The 16,516-nt window shown below is 70.9% G+C and carries 19 protein-coding genes and 1 tRNA gene; 8 read left to right on the plus strand and 12 right to left on the minus strand.

Features of this window, described 5'->3' with window-relative positions:
- On the minus strand, window positions 1-270 hold a 270-nt coding region (locus K6I33_RS17995; RefSeq protein WP_275126721.1), incomplete at its 3' end, for a 2'-5' RNA ligase family protein.
- 18 nt (window positions 271-288) lie between these two features.
- Between K6I33_RS17995 and K6I33_RS18000 the strand changes: the two genes are divergently transcribed.
- Window positions 289-819 carry a GNAT family N-acetyltransferase gene (locus K6I33_RS18000; RefSeq protein ID WP_229353414.1) on the plus strand — a complete coding sequence of 177 codons (531 nt, stop codon included), beginning with the start codon at window positions 289-291 and terminating at the stop codon, window positions 817-819.
- Between the two features lie 207 nt (window positions 820-1,026).
- Here K6I33_RS18000 and K6I33_RS18005 read toward each other — a convergent pair whose 3' ends face one another.
- The 3 genes from K6I33_RS18005 to K6I33_RS18015 all read right to left on the minus strand — a co-directional run bounded on the left by K6I33_RS18005 (window position 1,027) and on the right by K6I33_RS18015 (window position 4,573).
- Window positions 1,027-2,367, minus strand: coding sequence for an MFS transporter (locus K6I33_RS18005; protein WP_374285014.1), 1,341 nt, complete (start codon window positions 2,365-2,367; stop codon window positions 1,027-1,029).
- A gap of 96 nt (window positions 2,368-2,463) precedes the next feature.
- Entirely contained in the window at window positions 2,464-2,928 is a 465-nt protein-coding gene (locus tag K6I33_RS18010) for a MarR family winged helix-turn-helix transcriptional regulator (RefSeq protein ID WP_229353417.1), read from the minus strand.
- Window positions 2,929-3,091: 163 nt separating this feature from the next.
- Window positions 3,092-4,573 carry an NCS2 family permease gene (locus K6I33_RS18015; protein ID WP_229353419.1) on the minus strand — a complete coding sequence of 494 codons (1,482 nt, stop codon included), beginning with the start codon at window positions 4,571-4,573 and terminating at the stop codon, window positions 3,092-3,094.
- A 229-nt stretch (window positions 4,574-4,802) separates the two neighbouring features.
- Between K6I33_RS18015 and K6I33_RS18020 the strand changes: the two genes are divergently transcribed.
- Together K6I33_RS18020 and K6I33_RS18025 are read left to right on the plus strand one after the other, a co-directional pair.
- A complete protein-coding gene (locus tag K6I33_RS18020; RefSeq protein WP_229353420.1) occupies window positions 4,803-5,078 on the plus strand; it encodes a DUF2530 domain-containing protein in 276 nt (91 codons plus the stop codon).
- A 66-nt stretch (window positions 5,079-5,144) separates the two neighbouring features.
- On the plus strand, window positions 5,145-7,529 hold the full coding sequence (locus K6I33_RS18025; RefSeq protein WP_229353421.1) for an HAD-IC family P-type ATPase: 2,385 nt from the start codon (window positions 5,145-5,147) through the stop codon (window positions 7,527-7,529).
- 65 nt (window positions 7,530-7,594) lie between these two features.
- On the opposite strand, the gene K6I33_RS18030 is transcribed toward K6I33_RS18025, so the two are convergent.
- Window positions 7,595-7,668, minus strand: a tRNA-Lys gene (locus K6I33_RS18030).
- Between the two features lie 78 nt (window positions 7,669-7,746).
- On the opposite strand from K6I33_RS18030, the gene K6I33_RS18035 reads away from it, so the two are divergent.
- Window positions 7,747-8,241, plus strand: coding sequence for a GNAT family N-acetyltransferase (locus K6I33_RS18035; RefSeq protein ID WP_229353422.1), 495 nt, complete (start codon window positions 7,747-7,749; stop codon window positions 8,239-8,241).
- A 115-nt stretch (window positions 8,242-8,356) separates the two neighbouring features.
- Entirely contained in the window at window positions 8,357-9,475 is a 1,119-nt protein-coding gene (locus K6I33_RS18040) for a serine hydrolase (RefSeq protein WP_229353426.1), read from the plus strand.
- A gap of 1 nt (window position 9,476) precedes the next feature.
- Here the strand turns inward: K6I33_RS18040 and K6I33_RS18045 are convergent, their stop codons facing one another.
- From K6I33_RS18045 to K6I33_RS18060, 4 genes are all read right to left on the minus strand, one after another.
- Window positions 9,477-9,941, minus strand: coding sequence for an SDR family oxidoreductase (locus tag K6I33_RS18045; protein WP_229353428.1), 465 nt, complete (start codon window positions 9,939-9,941; stop codon window positions 9,477-9,479).
- Between the two features lie 87 nt (window positions 9,942-10,028).
- Window positions 10,029-10,268 (minus strand): hypothetical protein, encoded by a 240-nt coding sequence (locus tag K6I33_RS18050; RefSeq protein ID WP_229353429.1) that lies wholly within the window; start codon window positions 10,266-10,268, stop codon window positions 10,029-10,031.
- 38 nt (window positions 10,269-10,306) lie between these two features.
- Window positions 10,307-10,801 carry a cupin domain-containing protein gene (locus K6I33_RS18055; protein WP_229353433.1) on the minus strand — a complete coding sequence of 165 codons (495 nt, stop codon included), beginning with the start codon at window positions 10,799-10,801 and terminating at the stop codon, window positions 10,307-10,309.
- Between the two features lie 152 nt (window positions 10,802-10,953).
- Window positions 10,954-11,550, minus strand: coding sequence for a DUF6415 family natural product biosynthesis protein (locus K6I33_RS18060; protein ID WP_229353443.1), 597 nt, complete (start codon window positions 11,548-11,550; stop codon window positions 10,954-10,956).
- Window positions 11,551-11,825: 275 nt separating this feature from the next.
- Between K6I33_RS18060 and K6I33_RS18065 the strand changes: the two genes are divergently transcribed.
- Both K6I33_RS18065 and K6I33_RS18070 read left to right on the plus strand, forming a co-directional pair.
- Window positions 11,826-12,704, plus strand: coding sequence for a helix-turn-helix transcriptional regulator (locus tag K6I33_RS18065; protein ID WP_238491739.1), 879 nt, complete (start codon window positions 11,826-11,828; stop codon window positions 12,702-12,704).
- The gene (locus K6I33_RS18070; protein WP_229353450.1) at window positions 12,697-12,930 is read left to right on the plus strand and encodes a DUF397 domain-containing protein; all 234 of its coding nucleotides are present in this window, start codon (window positions 12,697-12,699) and stop codon (window positions 12,928-12,930) included. Before K6I33_RS18065 ends, K6I33_RS18070 begins: the two co-directional genes overlap by 8 nt.
- Window positions 12,931-12,999: 69 nt before the next feature.
- On the opposite strand, the gene K6I33_RS18075 is transcribed toward K6I33_RS18070, so the two are convergent.
- The gene (locus tag K6I33_RS18075) at window positions 13,000-13,194 is read right to left on the minus strand and encodes a DUF1059 domain-containing protein (RefSeq protein WP_229353452.1); all 195 of its coding nucleotides are present in this window, start codon (window positions 13,192-13,194) and stop codon (window positions 13,000-13,002) included.
- A 274-nt stretch (window positions 13,195-13,468) separates the two neighbouring features.
- Between K6I33_RS18075 and K6I33_RS18080 the strand changes: the two genes are divergently transcribed.
- Window positions 13,469-13,663 carry a hypothetical protein gene (locus K6I33_RS18080; protein ID WP_229353454.1) on the plus strand — a complete coding sequence of 65 codons (195 nt, stop codon included), beginning with the start codon at window positions 13,469-13,471 and terminating at the stop codon, window positions 13,661-13,663.
- A gap of 60 nt (window positions 13,664-13,723) precedes the next feature.
- Here K6I33_RS18080 and K6I33_RS18085 read toward each other — a convergent pair whose 3' ends face one another.
- Together K6I33_RS18085 and K6I33_RS18090 are read right to left on the minus strand one after the other, a co-directional pair.
- Entirely contained in the window at window positions 13,724-15,436 is a 1,713-nt protein-coding gene (locus K6I33_RS18085) for a serine/threonine-protein kinase (protein WP_229353455.1), read from the minus strand.
- 101 nt (window positions 15,437-15,537) lie between these two features.
- Window positions 15,538-16,422, minus strand: coding sequence for a poly-gamma-glutamate hydrolase family protein (locus K6I33_RS18090; RefSeq protein ID WP_229353457.1), 885 nt, complete (start codon window positions 16,420-16,422; stop codon window positions 15,538-15,540).
- Window positions 16,423-16,516: the final 94 nt, after the last annotated feature.

Consider the following 16,516-nt stretch of genomic DNA (forward strand, 5'->3'; position numbering starts at 1 on the left):
CACCCACAGCACCCGGTCCCCGAACCGGCCCCCGCCCGCGAGCCGCAGCGCGTGCGCCGGATGCCGGTGCGCGGCGCGCCCCAGCCGCTCGGTGAGCTCCGGGAGCAGCGCCTCGTCGACCTCGCCGAGGAAGGCGAGCGTGAAGTGCCAGCCGGGCCGCTCGGCCCAGCGCAGCCGCTCCGCGCCCGGCAGGGCACGCAAGTCGTGGACGGCCGAGGCGAGTTCGGCGACGGCCAGCTCCGGGGGATTCACCGCGACGAACAGGCGCATACGGCTAGTGTCCCGCATATGGAGATCAAGTCGACGGAGCCCGGCTCCTTGCGGATCAGGGAGGGCGGGGAGGACGACATCCCCGCCATACTCGCGATGCTCGACGGCGCCGTGGAATGGCTGGTGTCCCTGGGGCGTACGGGGCAGTGGGGCACCGAGCCGTGGTCGGCCCAGCCGAAGGCGGTCGCGAAGGTCATGGAGATCGTCCGGGTGGGCGCGCCGTGGATCGCGGAGGTCGACGGGGTGCCGGCGGGCACGCTGACACTCGCGCCCCGCCCGACGTCGTACGTCGCCCCGGCCGGCGAGCCCGAGGTCTACGTCCATCTGCTGGTCACCGACCGCCGCTTCGCGGGACGCGGCGTGGGCGCGGCGCTGCTGGCCCACGCGGCGGAGGAGACCCGGCGGCGGGGCGTGGCGCTGCTGCGGGTGGACTGCTACGCGGGGGACGACGGGCGGCTGGTGGCCTATTACGCCGGGCAGGGGTTCACGCCCACGGAGGCGTTCACCGTCGAGGAGTGGCCGGGGCAGGTGCTGGCGCGGCGGGTCTGACCGCCCGTGACCGGGGGCAGGCCCCCGGCCCCCTCCGCGCCGACGCGCGTCGTCCTCGAGCGCCGGACGGGCTGCTGCGCCTTGTCCCCGAGTGCCGGACGGGCTGCTGCGCCTTGTCCTCAAGCGCCGGACGGGCTGCTGCGCCTTGTCCTCAAGCGCCGGACGGGCTGGATCCGGCCCGTCCGGCACTCGGGGAGCGGAGGGTCGTCAGACCACCGCCGGTACCCGCCCCGCTTCGGCCGTCGGCTGCCGCGGCACGAACGCCACCACCGGGTGTCCCCGGCGGAAGCCGACCCGCACCCGCATGCCGCCGGCCCGCACGAGCACCAGCCCGATCGCCGTCGCCGCCAGCGTCGAGACGACACCGCCGGCCAGGAAGCCCACCCGGGGCCCGTAGACGTCCGTGACCCAGCCGACGAGCGGCGCGCCCAGCGGCGTACCGCCCATGAAGACCATCATGAACAGGCTCATCACGCGGCCCCGCATCGCGGGGTCGGAGGCCAGCTGGATACCGGAGTTGGCGGTGACGTTGATGGTCAGGCCGCACATGCCGATCGGTACGAGCAGCAGGGCGAAGGCCCAGAAGGAGGGCGCCAGCGCGGCGGCGATCTCCAGCAGGCCGAAGGCCAGGGCCGCGCCGACCAGCAGCCGCATCCGGGAGGTGCCGCGGCGCGCGGCGAGGAGGGCGCCCACCAGGGAGCCCGCCGCCATCAGCGTGTTGAGCAGACCGTAGGTGCTGGCGTCGGCGTGGAAGACGTCGTTGACGAACGCCGTGAGCCAGATGGGGAAGTTGAAGCCGAAGGTGCCGATGAAGCCGACCAGCACGATCGGCCAGATGAGCTCCGGTCGCGACGCGACGTGCTGCAGCCCTTCCCTGAGCTGGCCCTTGCCGCGCGGGGCGCGCTCGACCTTGTGGAGCTCGGAGGCGCGCATCAGCAGCAGCGCGGCGATGGGCGCGGCGAAGGACAGCCCGTTGAGGAGGAACGCCCAGCCGCTGCCCACGGCGGTGATCAGCACACCGGCGACGGCGGGGCCGACGAGCCGGGCGGACTGGAAGTTCGCCGAGTTGAGGCTGACGGCGTTGCGCAGATCGGCGGGGCCGACCATCTCGACGACGAACGCCTGGCGGGCGGGGTTGTCGACGACGGTGACGAGGCCGAGAGCGAGCGCGGTCAGATAGACGTGCCAGACCTGGACGTGCCCGGTGAGGGTGAGGACGCCGAGCGCGAGGCCGGTGACGGCCATCGCGGCCTGGGTGAACAGCAGCAGCTTCCGCTTGGGGCAGCGGTCGGCGATGACGCCTCCGTAGAGGCCGAGCAGCATCATGGGCAGGAACTGCAGCGCCGTGGTGATGCCGACGGCGGCGGAGGAGCCGGTGATGCTGAGGACCAGCCAGTCCTGGGCTATTCGCTGCATCCAGGTACCGGTGTTGGAGACCACCTGGCCGGTGGCGAAGAGCCGGTAGTTGCGGATCCGGAGCGAACTGAAGGTGCCCCCCTTGGAACCGGACTTGGAAGCGGCCTTGAGGCTGCGGTCCAGGTGCGGCAGAGAGGTGGTGCGTGCGTCGTGGTGGCGGTTCGGTGCGGGTGCGGAGTCTGCTCCGGGTCCCGTACTCAAGGTGGGTTCGCCTCCTTCTCCGTGCGCTTACAGGTGCGCGAGTTTCTCCAGGACGGGCGCGGCGGCGCGCAGCGCCTCCCACTCGTCCTCGTCCAGTTGCCCGGCCAGCTGCGCCAGCCAGGCGTTCCGCTTCCTCCGGCTCTCCTCGAGCATGGCCTCGGCCTGCTCGGTCTGGCGGACCACCTTCTGGCGGCGGTCCTCCGGGTGCGGCTCCAGCCGGACCAGTCCCTTGCTCTCCAGCAGCGCCACGATGCGTGTCATCGACGGCGGCTGTACGTGCTCCTTGCGCGCGAGCTCCCCGGGCGTGGCGGAGCCACAGCGGGCGAGCGTGCCCAGCACCGACATCTCGGCGGGGCTGAGCGACTCGTCGACCCGCTGGTGCTTGAGCCTGCGGCCCAGCCGCATCACCGCGGAGCGCAGGGCGTTCACGGCGGCTTCGTCGTCTGGTGTGTCGCGCGGGGTGTGGTGTGGTGCGCTGGACAGGTCCGGCATGTTTATTAGATTAACTCATTACCTGAACTAAATAAAGTGAGCACTGGGGCGTACGGGGGCACACGTGGGAGCACGGCCCCCACCACGGCGAGAGGGTGGGTACGGGACCGGCCCGTACCCACCCTCGTGACGCGTCGCTCAGGCGTTACTCCACATCCAGCCGCTACTTCACGCCCAGCGCCCGCTCGATCGGGTCGAGCATGAAGTAGATCAGGAAGCAGGCGCCGACCGCGTTGAGGAGCCAGGGGATCTCACGGGCGCGCTTGTCCGCGATGCGCAGCGCGATGAAGGACAGGACGCCGAGGCCGATGCCGTTGGTGATCGAGTAGGTGAACGGCATCGTGGCGATCGTCAGGAACGCGGGGATGGCGATCGTGAAGTCGCTCCAGTCGATCTCCCGGACGTTGGACGCCATGATCAGGAAGCCGACGACCAGCAGGGCCGGGGTGGCGGCCTGCGAGGGGACGATCTTGGCGAGCGGGGTGAAGACCAGGGCGAGGAGGAAGAGGCCGCCGGTCATCAGGTTGGCGAGACCGGTGCGGGCGCCCTCGCCGACGCCGGCCGTGGACTCCACGAAGCAGGTGTTGGCGGAGGCCGAGCCCGCGCCGCCCGCGGCGACGGCGACGCCGTCCATCATCAGGATCTTGCCCATGTTGGGCAGCTGACCCTTCTCGTCGGTCAGCCCGGCCTCCTCGCCGACGCCGATGATCGTGCCCATCGCGTCGAAGAAGCCGGACAGCAGCACGGTGAAGACGAACAGGCAGCCGGTCAGCCAGCCCACCTCGTGGAAGCCGCCGAAGAGGCTGACCTTTCCGACGAGCCCGAAGTCGGGGGTGTCCACGATCTTGTCCGGCCAGCTGGGGACGGACAGGCCCCACTCGAGGTCCGGGACCTTCACCAGCGAGTTGATCACGATGGCGACGAACGTCATCACGACGATGCCGATGAGGATCGCGCCCGGCGTCTTCCGGACGAGCAGGACGAACGTCAGCAGCAGGCCCGCCGCGAAGACCAGCACCGGCCAGCCCTGGAGCTGGCCGCCCTGGCCGAGGGCGAGGGGGACGGTGGTGTGGGCGGCGTCGGGGTTGCGGGAGACGAAGCCGGAGTCCACCAGACCGATCAGCGAGATGAACATGCCGATGCCGATCGCGATGGCGCGCCGCAGCCCGCCGGGGATCGCGTCCATGACGCGCTGCCGCAGACCGGAGGCGACCAGGACCATCAGCACCAGGCCGGCGAGGACGACCATGCCCATCGCGTCCGGCCAGCTCATCTTGGGCGCGAGCTGGAGCGAGACGACGGCGTTGATGCCGAGGCCGGCGGCGCAGGCGATGGGGACGTTGCCGACCGCGCCCATGAGGACGGTGGTGAGACCGGCCATCAGCGCGGTGGCCGTGACCAACTGGCCGTTGTCCAGCTGGTGGCCGTACTTGTCGTGACCGGCCCCGAGGATGATCGGGTTCAGCACGATGATGTACGCCATCGCAAAGAAGGTCGCCAGTCCACCGCGGAGCTCCCGGGAGACGGACGAGCCCCGCTCGCTGATCCGGAAGTACCGGTCGAGGGCGTTCTTCCCCGTGGGGGGCGTGGCGGGCATGGGGGACGGCTGCGGGGCGTCGACGGCTGGGGTGGCCGAGGTGGGCATGCGTGACCTCAGTCGTGAGGGCGGCCGGGGAGGCCGTCGGGACAAAACAAATGGATCAAGGACGGGCTGCTTTTGATCTCTCCTGTACGATCAAACAAAAGCAGTCAATCAAATCCAGTTCGATTCAGTATGAATAAACAAAGGCCACTTGGCTATCTCCGCGCGTAGACCCCGGTGGCGCAAGGGCTCCACCGCCGCCCGCCCACCCGGACGCACTAGGCTGGCCGACATGACGAAGTGGACACCGACCCACGAAGCGCCCGAACCCCTGGAGGGACCGGTCGTCGCGACGGTCACGGGCGGCACGATCGTGTGGTTCGTCCTCTTCCTCGGGCAACTGCCCTTCTACGGCTGGTTCCGGGACCACGGGCACCTGTGGTGGGTGTGGACATGCCTCGCGGGCGGCGGGCTGGGACTGATCGGCATCTGGTACGTCCGCAAGCGGGACGCGGCGATCAAGCGGCACGCGGCGGCGCAGGCCGCCCAGGACGCCGGGGAGCGCTGACTTCCGGCTGAGCACCGGCTGGGCTCCGGCTGAGCAAGGGCGAAGCCGTCCGGTTACCGTCGGAACATGAGCGATCCCTCGCAGATCGTGACAACCGCGCACCCCGGGCTGAGCGCCGCCGAAGTCGCCGAGCGCGTGGCGCGGGGCGAGGTCAACGACGTACCCGTACGGTCCTCGCGCTCCACCCGGGAGATCGTCCGGGCGAACGTCTTCACCCGGTTCAACGCCATCATCGGCGTCCTCTTCCTGATCATCCTCGTCGTGGGCCCCCTCCAGGACGGCCTCTTCGGCTTCGTCATCATCGCCAACACCGCGATCGGCATCTTCCAGGAACTGCGCGCCAAGAAGACCCTCGACTCCCTCGCCGTCATCGGCGAGGTCAAGCCCACCGTCCGCCGCGACGGCACCCCCGTCCCCCTCCCCACCGGCGCGATCGTCCTCGGCGACGTCATCGAGCTCGGCCCCGGCGACAAGTGCGCCGTCGACGGCGAAGTGGTCGAGGCCGACGGCCTGGAGATCGACGAGTCGCTACTCACCGGCGAGGCCGACCCGGTGCTCAAGAAGCCCGGCGACCCGGTGATGTCCGGCTCCTTCGTCGTCGCCGGAGGCGGCGCCTTCACCGCCACCAAGGTCGGCCGCGAGGCCTACGCCGCCCAGCTCGCCGAGGAGGCCACCCGCTTCACCCTCGTCCACTCCGAGCTGCGCACCGGCATCAGCACGATCCTCAAGTACGTGACCTGGCTGATGCTGCCCGCCGCCATCGGCCTCGTCTTCAGCCAGCTCGTCGTCCAGCGGCACGACTGGCAGGAGGCCGTGCGGCGCATGGTCGCCGGGATCGTGCCGATGGTCCCCGAGGGCCTGGTGCTGCTCACCTCCGTCGCCTTCGCCATCGGCGTCATCCGGCTGGGCCGCAAACAGTGCCTGGTGCAGGAGCTGCCCGCCATCGAGGGCCTCGCCCGCGTCGACGTCGTCTGCCTCGACAAGACCGGCACCCTCACCGAGGGCGGCATGGACGTCAGCGAGCTGCGCGTACTGGCCGAGGACCGGGAGTCGTACGTGCGCCAGGTGCTCGGCGCCCTCGGCGAGGCCGACCCCCGGCCCAATGCCAGCCTCCAGGCGATCATCGACGCCTACCCCGACGGCTCGGACGGCTGGCGCTGCACCGAGGCGCTGCCCTTCTCCTCCGCCCGCAAGTACAGCGGCGCCGCGCTCAACGGCCCCGACGGCGACTCCGGCACCTGGCTGCTCGGCGCCCCCGACGTCCTGCTGCCCGCCGGCGACCCCACGCTCACCGAGGCCGACGGGCTCAACGCCCAGGGCCTGCGCGTCCTGCTGCTCGCCCGCACCGCCCGCGACCTGGACGACCCCCGCGTCACCGACGACGTGCGCCCCACCGCCCTGGTCGTCCTGGAGCAGCGGCTGCGCTCCGACGCGGCGGAGACCCTGCGCTACTTCGCCGAGCAGAACGTCTCCGCCAAGGTGATCTCCGGCGACAACGCGGTCTCCGTCGGCGCCGTCGCCGCCAAACTCGCCCTGCCCGGCGCCGAGACCCCCGTCGACGCCCGGAAGCTGCCGAACGAGACAGAGGCGATGGCCACGGCCCTGGACCGCGGCGCGGTCTTCGGCCGCGTCACCCCGCGGCAGAAGCGGGACATGGTCGGCGCCCTCCAGTCCCGGGGCCACACGGTCGCCATGACCGGCGACGGCGTCAACGACGTCCTGGCCCTGAAGGACGCCGACATCGGCGTCTCCATGGGCTCCGGCTCGGAGGCCACCCGGGCCGTCGCCCAGATCGTGCTCCTGAACAACAGCTTCGCCACCCTGCCCTCGGTCGTGGCGGAGGGCAGGCGCGTCATCGGCAACATCACGCGCGTGGCCACGCTGTTCCTGACGAAGACCGCCTACTCGGTGCTGCTCGCCGTCCTGGTCGTCTGCACCCGGGTCCCCTACCCCTTCCTCCCCCGGCACCTGACGCTGCTGTCGACGCTGACGATCGGCGTCCCGGCGTTCTTCCTCGCCCTCGCCCCCAACAAGGAACGGGCCCGCCCCCACTTCGTCCGCCGCGTGATGCGGTACGCGATCCCGTCCGGCCTGATCGCGGGCGCGGCCACCTTCGCCGCGTACCTGCTGGCCCGTGTCCAGTACGCGGACGCCGGGCTCGGCGCGGACACGCTCGGCGCGGAGACGAGCGCGGCGACGCTGACCCTCTTCCTGATCTCCCTGTGGGTGCTCGCGATCATCGCCCGCCCGTACGCGTGGTGGCGGGTGGCGCTGGTCGCGGCGATGGGGGCGGGGTTCCTGGTCGTCCTCGTGGTGCCCTGGCTCCAGCGCTTCTTCGCGCTGAAGCTGGTCGGGGCGACGATGCCGTGGGCGGCGGTCGCCATCGCGGTGGCGGCGTCGGTGGCGCTGGAGCTCACCTGGCGATGGGTGAGCCGCCGCTTCCCGGCGTAGCCGGCCCCGCACCGGGCCGGAAACGAACGATGGCCCCACCGATCGGTGAGGCCATCGTCACTGTGTGCGCCGCCAGGGACTCGAACCCCGGACCCGCTGATTAAGAGTCAGCTGCTCTAACCAACTGAGCTAGCGGCGCGTGACTCATCCATAATACCCCGGGACGGGAGTGCTCCCGACCATGGCGGATCCGCGGGGAGCTCCCTACGCTCCGGACATGATCAGACTGGAACGGCTCCGGGCGGACCACGCGCCCGCCCTCCTGGCCTTCGAGCTGGAGAACCGCGCGTACTTCGCCCGGTCCGTACCGGACCGCGGCGACGCGTACTTCACCGGCTTCGCCTCCCGCCACGAGGCCCTGCTCGCCGAGCAGGAGACCGGCACGATCCACTTCCACATCGTCCTGGACGACGACAGCGGCCGGCTGATCGGCCGCGTGAACCTCGTGGACGTGGAGCGGGGCACCGCCGAGCTCGGCTACCGGATCGGCGAGCGGGCCGCGGGCCGGGGCGTCGCGACGGCCGCGGTCGCCGCGCTGTGCCGCCTGGCCGCCACGACGTACGGCCTCTCGTCCCTCACGGCCGTCACCACCCTCGACAACCCGGCCTCCCGGACCGTTCTCGAACGCAACGGCTTCACGCTCACGGACCACATCACCGTCGGCGACCGCCCGGGCGTGGGCTACAGGCGGCGGCTGGACGACCGGACCTGACCCCTGCGCCGACCAGGCCCTGACCGGATATTTGGCCGGTGAGGCTCTCGTCCGCGCCGCGCCCGATACGAAGACTTCGATCGTCCGTGCCCGTCCATCCAGGCGAGGAACATCCGTGACGACGAAACTCGGCAGACGCATACCCGCGACCGCACTCGGCATGGCGGTCGCGGCCGTGCTGGCGCTACCGGCCTCCGCGCAGGCCCAGCAGGCCGCCGACCACCCGGCCACCCAGGCGGCTCTGAACTCCTACCAGGCACAAGCCGGACCGGGCGCCGGGATCTACGCCGGTGACAGCACCGGCTCCTGGAACCTCTCCTCCGGTACCGCTGTCATCAACACCAACAAACCCCTCCAGCCCATCTTCCACTTCCGTATAGGCAGCCAGACCAAGACCTTCACCGCGGCCGTGGTGCTGCAACTGGTCGACGAGGGCAAGGTCTCCCTCGACACACCGATCGAGCGCTACCTGCCGGGCGTGGTGAACGGAAACGGCTACGACGGCAACGCCATCACCGTCCGGCAACTCCTCCAGCACACCAGCGGAGTCGCAGAGTCCAGGCAACCGACCGCGCAGAACCCGGACGGCACCTTCGCCCTGTCCTCACTGGTGCGCGAGGGACTGAGCCACCCGCCGGCGTCCGCGCCGGGCGCCGCCTTCCACTACTCCAACACGAACTTCCAGATCGCCGGGATGCTCATCGAGAAGATCACCGGCATGCCGGTCGCCCGGGCGATCACCGGCCGGATCATCGAACCGCTCGGTCTGACCCAGACCACCTTCCCCTCGGCGGGGGACCACACCCTCCCCGTCCGGTTCGTGCCGGGATACCACGGCACGAGGATCGGCCCGTTCTTCTTCTGGACCGACAACACGTCGGAGGTCGAACCGTCCGCGTACAGCTCGGCGGGAGCGCTCATCTCGACGCAGCAGGACGTGACCACGTTCTACCAGGCGCTCCTCGGCGGCAAGGTCGTGTCCGGCGCGAGCCTGGCCGAGATGCAGAAGACCATCCCCCTCGGCCAGGGCATCGGCTACGGGCTCGGGCTGCAGAGCTTCGCCCTGCGCTGCGGTGGCACGGCATGGGGGCACGCCGGCTCGGTCCCGGGCTACGGCTCGCTGACCACGGCCACCGCCGACGGCCGCCACGCCGCGCTGATGACCAACACGATGACCGACAGCGCCGGCGGCCTCAGGCAGGTCGACGTGATCAACTCCGCGCTGTGCGACTGACTCAGAACATGCGCGGCTGACCGCTGGACGCGCCGAGCCCGGACACCGAGCCGACGTTGACGATGCAGCCGCCGACGCGCCGCAGATGGGGCAGCGCGGCCTTCGACGCGAAGAAGACCCCGTCGACGTCGACCGCCAGGACCTGGCGCCACGTGGCCGTGTCGGTCTGCTCGACGGTTCCCGACGCGCCGATGCCCGCGTTGTTGACCAGCACGTCCAGCCGGCCGTACTCCTCGGCCACACCCGCGATCAGCGCGGTGATCGCGGACTCGTCGGAGACGTCCGCGACGCGCGGGACGATCACCGAACCGTCGGGGGCGCCCGCGGCGGCGTGCTTCAGCTTGTCCTCGGTCCGCCCGACGGCGATCACCGTGGCGCCCTCGCGCCCGAAGCGGTACGCGGTGGCGGCACCGATGCCGGACCCGCCGCCGGTGACGACCTTCTCGGCGAATCGTTTCCCGTCCACAGCGGCTCCTCACGCGGATGCGGTCGTGTGCCACACGACACTACGGGCGACCGCGCGGCCGCCCCAACCCCTGTGCGGCCGGAGGAACTAGAGGAACACGAGGGTCGTCGGGCCGTCGATCACCTCGACGCCCCGGCCCGTGAGGCAGCTCAGGGGGGTGAGGCTGACCTGGACCCCTGGAGAACCCACCGGCCCGCCCTTGAACTTCCCCTCCACCACGGTGCCGTCGACCAGCGACACGGTCTCGCCGGCCGCCCGCTGGACGAGGTTGTGCCGCCGGTAGAGCACCTTGCTGTGCTCGCCGGTGTTCCATGTGACCCGCTCCACCACCGTGCTCCGGTGCCCGGGTGCCCCGGTCGGGCCCTTCAGCCGCGGAGGGCGGCGTTCCAGACGGGGCTGTTCACGTAGTGGTTGTCGAAGCGCTCGGAGGAGTCCCTGATCTCCTGCGGGCTCGCCTCCCCGCGCATCACACGGTTCAGCAGCCGCATGTAGTCGAAGCGCGCCATGCCGGGCGTGAACGTGATCAGCACGTCCGCCTCGCACCCGGGCGCGGCCGCGAACGCGTGGTGGGTACGCGGCGGCACGAGGAGGAAGTCCCCCGCCTCCAGCACCTTGATCTCCTCGTCCACGAGCACCTGGAGGGAGCCGTCGATCACGTAGAACATCTCGGCCGCCCGGGTGTGGAAGTGCGCCGGCGCGCCGGGCGCCCCCTCGGCGAACGTCGAGCGGTAGCTCGTCATCAGACCACCGGTGGTGTCGGAGTCGGCCAGCAGCGTGATGACACTGCTGGGGTCGCTCGTGACCTCGGCCTCGGCGGCGCGGGTGAGCAGTGCGGGGAAGTCGGTGTTGTCGCTGGTCATGGCCGTGGCCTCCTGGGTCGTCGGTCGCCGTGATCACGACTCTAGGGAGCGGGGAGACCTGGAGGATGGTGCAATTCCCGGCGGGAATGGGAGGTCAATTCCCGCCGACCGCCGGTGAGGGGGCGGTGCCCCCGCCCCCTCCGGTCACCGGTCTACGCGGGAGCGTGGTCGGCGTGGCGGTGCTCTTCGAGGCGACCGTTCGCCTCGCGCGACGCCGCCCAGTCGTTCCGCGCCTGCGACTCACGCCTTTTCTCAACGAGTTCGTGGCACGTCGTGCAGGTTTCCGCTGCCCCGATGGCGATGACGCCGGCGTCTGACGCGTGCGGTACGGCGACGGAGGTCTCGGCCGTGGTGATCCGCAGCAACTGCTGCTGTTCCAGCAGCGCTTCGGCGCCTCTTCCGAGGCTCCTGATGCGGATAATCGCTGACACATAGCCGTCACCGGCCGTCAGCCCCAGCCGCGCCCGGGCCTCCCTGACGACGGCCAGCGCGTCCTCCCGGACCGGGTCCCCCGCCGGGCGCCCGCCCACGGCCGCCTCGACGGCGGCAGCGGTGACGCGGATGTAGGCGAGGAGTCGTTCGCTCAGGACGTCCGCCCTCGCCGGGGCGGGCAGGTGCTGCCCCACGGTGACGGCCTCGCGGATCTCCTCCTCGATCCCCGGCCTGGGCCGCGGGCGCGTTGGCAGTTGCGGGGGCGGTACGCGGGTGAGTCCTTCACCGGCGTTTCCGGTGAGGGGGTACGGGGGCATGGCGGCTCCTCGGGCGATTGACGGGAGTTGGTGCGCCACCTCGTTCGGGCACACCAATCACCCTGCCGTGTGGCGAAGTTAGGATTCAAGCGAATCCGCACCGAATCCCCACTAGCTTCGAAACCGGCAAATGCCAAGGCCCCGACAGGAGCACGCATGGCGACGGTGACAGCGCGAACGACAAGGCCAGAGGCGCACACAGGGGAGACAGAGGGGTGCACGAAGCCATCACGGGGTGCCAGACTCGACTCAGCACCAAGCGACCACGGAAGGCGATGAGGGTGGGCGCGCGGATCGGCCCGACCGCTCGACGGATCGAACTCGGCATCGAACTCCGCCGGTTGCGTCGCGACGCAGACCTGACGCTCGAACAGGCGGTCGCAGGGCTGGGGTTCAGCGAAGCGCAGCTACAACGCGTGGAGACCGGGAGCATCCCGCTCAAACAAGCCGGTCACCTGCGGAATCTCCTCGACCGGTACGGCATCACCGACGAAGAGCACATCGATTCGCTCGTCCGGTTGCACCGCGAGTCAGGCAGCCAGGAGTGGACGTCCTTCGCCAGCACGGTCCACACATCCGTACGGACTTTCTTCGGTGTCGAGTCCGTCGCACGCGCCATCAAGGCGTGGCACCCCACGCTCGTCCTCGGCCTGCTCCAGACCGAGCGCTACGCGACCGCCGTCTTCGAGATGGAGAAGATGCACGACGAGTTCACGAGCGAGTACATCGAGCAGAGCGTCCGGCTACGGATGATGCGAAAGCGGTTGCTGACCCGGCAGGAAGATCCCGTGATGTTCTGGGCGATCCTCGGGGAAGCGGCGCTCCGCCACACCATCGGAAGCTCCCATGTGATGCGCGAGCAATACGCCGAGATCATCGCGCTCACGGAACTCGAGAACGTGACAGTGCAGATCCTGAGAACGAACGAGATCGGCTATCGCTTCCACAGCGACTTCACGGTTCTCGACCTCGGCGAATCGCTGCCCACGACCGTCCAGGTCGACGTGCCCTGGGGAGCCATGTCCATGTCGGACAAGCCGCGCGAGGTCGGACGGTTCTCCCGTAAGTTCAACGCCCTCCGAGCCTCCGCCATGCCGCCTGAACAGACTCCGGGATTCCTTCAGCAACTATCGCGAGAGATCAACGATGCCTAGCATACGAACCGTTGCACAAACGCCCACCACCTGGGTGAAGTCGTCCTACAGCAACGCCGGACAGAACTGCGTCGAGGTCGCGGGGATCGCGACTCGGTCCGGGCTGATCGGCGTCCGCGACGCCAAGGACAAGGCCGGTCCCGCGATCCTGCTGGAGCCGGCGGCCTGGACCTCGTTCATAGGCGAGGTCCGGTCCGGGCGGCTTCGCCGGGGCGCCCAGGGCTGAGCCCCGCGCGCACGCGCGCTCCCCTCCCCGCGGCGGCGGGGAGGGCGCCGCGGGGGCCGGCCCGTCGGGTCAGGCGCCCGGCGCCGTTTCGTCCTCCAGCATGCCGCGAATCATTTCGCGGAGCTCGGGCGTGTCCTCGTGCTGGTGCACGGACACCGCGTGCTCGGTGGCAGCGCGGAGGACTTCCTCCTCCTCGCCCGCGATCGTCAGCGTGCAGTGGGATTCGCTCGGCGCTTTGCGGCAGTCGGCGACTTTTCTGGTCATGACGGCCTCCTGGCGTACGGATGTACCACCCGTGATTCCAGGGTAGGCCGGGCAGGGGTTGCCCCCGCCGCCGCGCCCGCATGCGGCATGTCACTCGTGTGGGGCTGCGGAAACGATCCGCTACAGCCTGTACAGGGTTGCGGGAAGAGGCTTCACCCGCCAAGGCCATTACGCACCACCCCGTACACCTCCTGGCGCCCCGTCCCGCCGGCGGCCTTCCGCGACGAGCGGGAAAGACTCACCGCAGCCCATCCGGCCGCATTGGAGGAGACACGTGAGCCGCACCCGACGAACCGTCCTCGCACTCGCAGCAAGTACGGTCCTCGCCGTCCTGGGAGCCGTCGCCACAGCCCCGGCAGCTCAGGCCGCCCCCGCCGCCTCCATGTCGACCGGCGGCGACCTGTGCAGGACCATCCAGAACGGCCTTGCCGGCGAGGGCGTCAACATCAACGGAACCTGCCCCGACTGAACCGTCCTCCCCGCCGGGTTCACGCCTCTCCGCGTGGACCCGGTACCGGGCGAAGGGGCCCTAACAGGGCGTGTCCGCGCCGTTCTGGCGGGTGAAGTTGGCGTTGTACATCCAGCCCATGGTCTTCGTGCCCTCGATGCGGACGTACGTCCACTTGTGGCCGTAGGCGTTGGTGACGTAGCAGTGGAACCAGACCTTCACGCCGGACTTCGCCTCGGGCAGCGTGGGGCAGGCCGCGTACGGGCCGGTCCCCAGCTTGTACGTGCCGGTCATATAGGCGTAGGTGCCGGGATTGGGGTCCGAGTGCTTCCAGCCGAGGCAGCTCTTCGACACCGTCGACGACGGAGAGGGCGACGCCTTCGGGGACTTGCCGCCGCTCGGCGACGCCGAAGGGCTCGTCTTGTCGTTCTTGCCGTTGCCCGGCGTCGCGCTCGGTGTCGGCCCCACGGGGGTGCCGGACGGGTCCACGACGGGGCCTTCGGACGGCGCGGTGACCATGTCGCCGTCCGACGGGGAGTCGGGCGTGGGCGACGTCTGCTGTGCCACGTTGCCGCGCTTGTCGTCGTGCTCACCCATCAGGGCGTAGCTGACACCGCCACCGGCGAGCACGACGGCGGCCGCCGCGCCCGCGACGATCCCACGGCTGCGGCCCCGCCGTGCCCGGCCGCCGCCCGCCTCCGGCGCGGCGGGCTGGGCGGGGAAGGGAGCGGCGGGCTGTGGGTAGCCGTATCCGCCGCCGTACGACGGCTGCGGGTGAGGCTGTGGCTGTGGCTGTGGCTGTGGCTGGAACGCCGTGGGCGGAGGGCCGAATGCCTGGGGCGGCGCGGCGGGCGACAGTGCGGTCGGCGTCGGTGCGACAGGGGGCAGCGGCGCGGGGGACGGCGGCGCCGAGGACTTCTGCCCGAGGTTCACCGTCCGTCCCGCCGCGACCCGCTCCAGCATCTGCCGGGCCTCGTCGGCGGTGGGCCGGTCCTCCGGCTCCTTCGCCATCAGCGCGCGCAGCACGGGCGTGAGCGCGCCCGCGCGCTTCGGCTCCGGCAGCGGCTCGTTGACGATCGCCGTCAGCGTCGACCACACCGACGTACGGCGGAACGGCGACGCGCCCTCCACGGCCGCGTACAGCGTCATGCCGAGCGACCAGATGTCCGACGCGGGGCCGGGATCCGTGCCCTGCGCGCGCTCCGGGGGCAGATAGTCGAGGGAGCCGATGATCTCGCCGCTGCGGGTCAGCTTGGCCATGGCGTCGTCGCCGGTGGTGTCCAGGGTCGCGATGCCGAAGTCGGTCAGGACGACCCTGCCGCCGCGCTCCAGCAGCACGTTTCCCGGCTTGACGTCACGGTGCAGCACGCCGGCCCGGTGGGCGGCGTCGAGCGCATCCATCAGCTTGGCGCCGATGGCCGCGGCCTCGTGCGGCTCCAGCGTGCCGCGCTCGGCCAGGACGTCGTCGAGCGAGGGGCCGTCGACGAGTTCCATGACGATGACCGGGAGGCCCTGCTCCTCGGTCACGTCATGGACGGTGACCACGCCGCTGTGCCGGATACGGGCGGCGGCCTGCGCCTCCCGCCGCATCCGGGCCCGCAGATCGGCCAGCTCGGGCGCGGAGGCGTCGGTATAGGCCCGCAGGACCTTGACGGCGACCTCGCGGCCCAGCAGCTCGTCCACCGCGCGGGCGACCACGCCCATGCCGCCCCGGCCGAGCGTGGCGGTGACGCGGTAGCGTCCGCCGAGTGTCTGCCCGACCAGTTCTTGGCCGTTCGGCTCCCCCGTCGTCACCGCAGGTCTCCATTCCCTCACGTCCGTCACTCACGCCACAGGCTGGCGGGCACCAAGGGTAGAGAGCCCGGGGACGGGCACGCCCCCGGGGGTGTCGACGCTCAGCCGCCGCTCTTCTCCGTGCGGGCGATCGCCTCGCGGACGGCGGCGACGAAACCGTCCCAGTAACGGGCCGCCGTACCGTCGGCGGACCGGCCGTACGTCGCGGCCCGCGTGGCCGGGGAGGCGAAGTCGCCGAACATGGCCCTGCGCAGGTCGGTGGAGAGCTCCAGCTGCCCGCCCGCGCCGCTGTAGGTGCGGTTGCAGATGTTCAGCGGCTCGTCGCCGTCCAGGCCGCCGTCGGGCAGCGTGAGGGTCACGCCGCTGCCGAGCCGGTCGCGGAGGGCTTCGTACAGGTTCTTCTTCATCGTCGCGTCGCGGCCGCCGATCTGGATCAGCTTCTGCGACCCGGAGCCGCCGGGGTTCTTGCACCCGTGGACGGAGACCGCGTGGCGGCTGCCGCCGACGATCGCGAGCGCGGCGGGGTCGTCGCAGTGCGTCGACGTGACGTGCATCTGCTGGACCGCGCGGCTTTCTGTAGCGAGAACCTCGAACATCCAGTAGTCGTAGGCGGGGCCGGACCCGTACCGGGCCATCGGGTCCTCCGGGGCGTAGCCCGCGACCGCCAGGCACAGCTCGCTGGTGCCGTCCTCCAGGTTGCCGCCGTGCGGGGCGACCACGGCCGTGAGCGGGGCGGTCGCCCGGGAGTGGCCCGGGACGGTGTCCAGGCCGGTGCGGCGGTAGCGGCGGGCCCAGTCGGTGCCCTCCTTGAAGAGGGGGCTGACGTAGAGCGCGGTGTTCGAGGCGAACAGTTCGTCGCCGGATGCGGCGGTGACGGCGGTGGCCGCCGGGGCCGCGGAGGTCGCGGTGGCGGTCCGGGTGGCCGCGGTGGTGACGGCGGCTGCCGCCAGGCCGGTCAGGAGGGACCTTCGGGTCGTAGGGCGCATGGGGGCCATTGTTGGTTACCGGTCGACGGGGCGTCAGCTGTGTTTCGGCTCACCGCCGGTGGGGGTTTCCGCGCCTGGCGGCGCGGGGTGGGTG

The sequence above is a fragment of the Streptomyces sp. UNOB3_S3 genome, from assembly GCF_020740895.1.
Classification (GTDB): domain Bacteria; phylum Actinomycetota; class Actinomycetes; order Streptomycetales; family Streptomycetaceae; genus Streptomyces.

Coding starts and splice junctions, on each gene's coding strand:
- K6I33_RS18000 (WP_229353414.1), top strand. CDS start 289: ATGGAGATCAAGTCGACGGAGCCCGGCTCCTTGCGGATCAGGGAGGGC.
- K6I33_RS18010 (WP_229353417.1), bottom strand. CDS start 2,928: ATGCCGGACCTGTCCAGCGCACCACACCACACCCCGCGCGACACACCA.
- K6I33_RS18015 (WP_229353419.1), bottom strand. CDS start 4,573: ATGCCCACCTCGGCCACCCCAGCCGTCGACGCCCCGCAGCCGTCCCCC.
- K6I33_RS18020 (WP_229353420.1), top strand. CDS start 4,803: ATGACGAAGTGGACACCGACCCACGAAGCGCCCGAACCCCTGGAGGGA.
- K6I33_RS18025 (WP_229353421.1), top strand. CDS start 5,145: ATGAGCGATCCCTCGCAGATCGTGACAACCGCGCACCCCGGGCTGAGC.
- K6I33_RS18035 (WP_229353422.1), top strand. CDS start 7,747: ATGATCAGACTGGAACGGCTCCGGGCGGACCACGCGCCCGCCCTCCTG.
- K6I33_RS18055 (WP_229353433.1), bottom strand. CDS start 10,801: ATGACCAGCGACAACACCGACTTCCCCGCACTGCTCACCCGCGCCGCC.
- K6I33_RS18060 (WP_229353443.1), bottom strand. CDS start 11,550: ATGCCCCCGTACCCCCTCACCGGAAACGCCGGTGAAGGACTCACCCGC.
- K6I33_RS18065 (WP_238491739.1), top strand. CDS start 11,826: ATGAGGGTGGGCGCGCGGATCGGCCCGACCGCTCGACGGATCGAACTC.
- K6I33_RS18070 (WP_229353450.1), top strand. CDS start 12,697: ATGCCTAGCATACGAACCGTTGCACAAACGCCCACCACCTGGGTGAAG.
- K6I33_RS18075 (WP_229353452.1), bottom strand. CDS start 13,194: ATGACCAGAAAAGTCGCCGACTGCCGCAAAGCGCCGAGCGAATCCCAC.
- K6I33_RS18090 (WP_229353457.1), bottom strand. CDS start 16,422: ATGCGCCCTACGACCCGAAGGTCCCTCCTGACCGGCCTGGCGGCAGCC.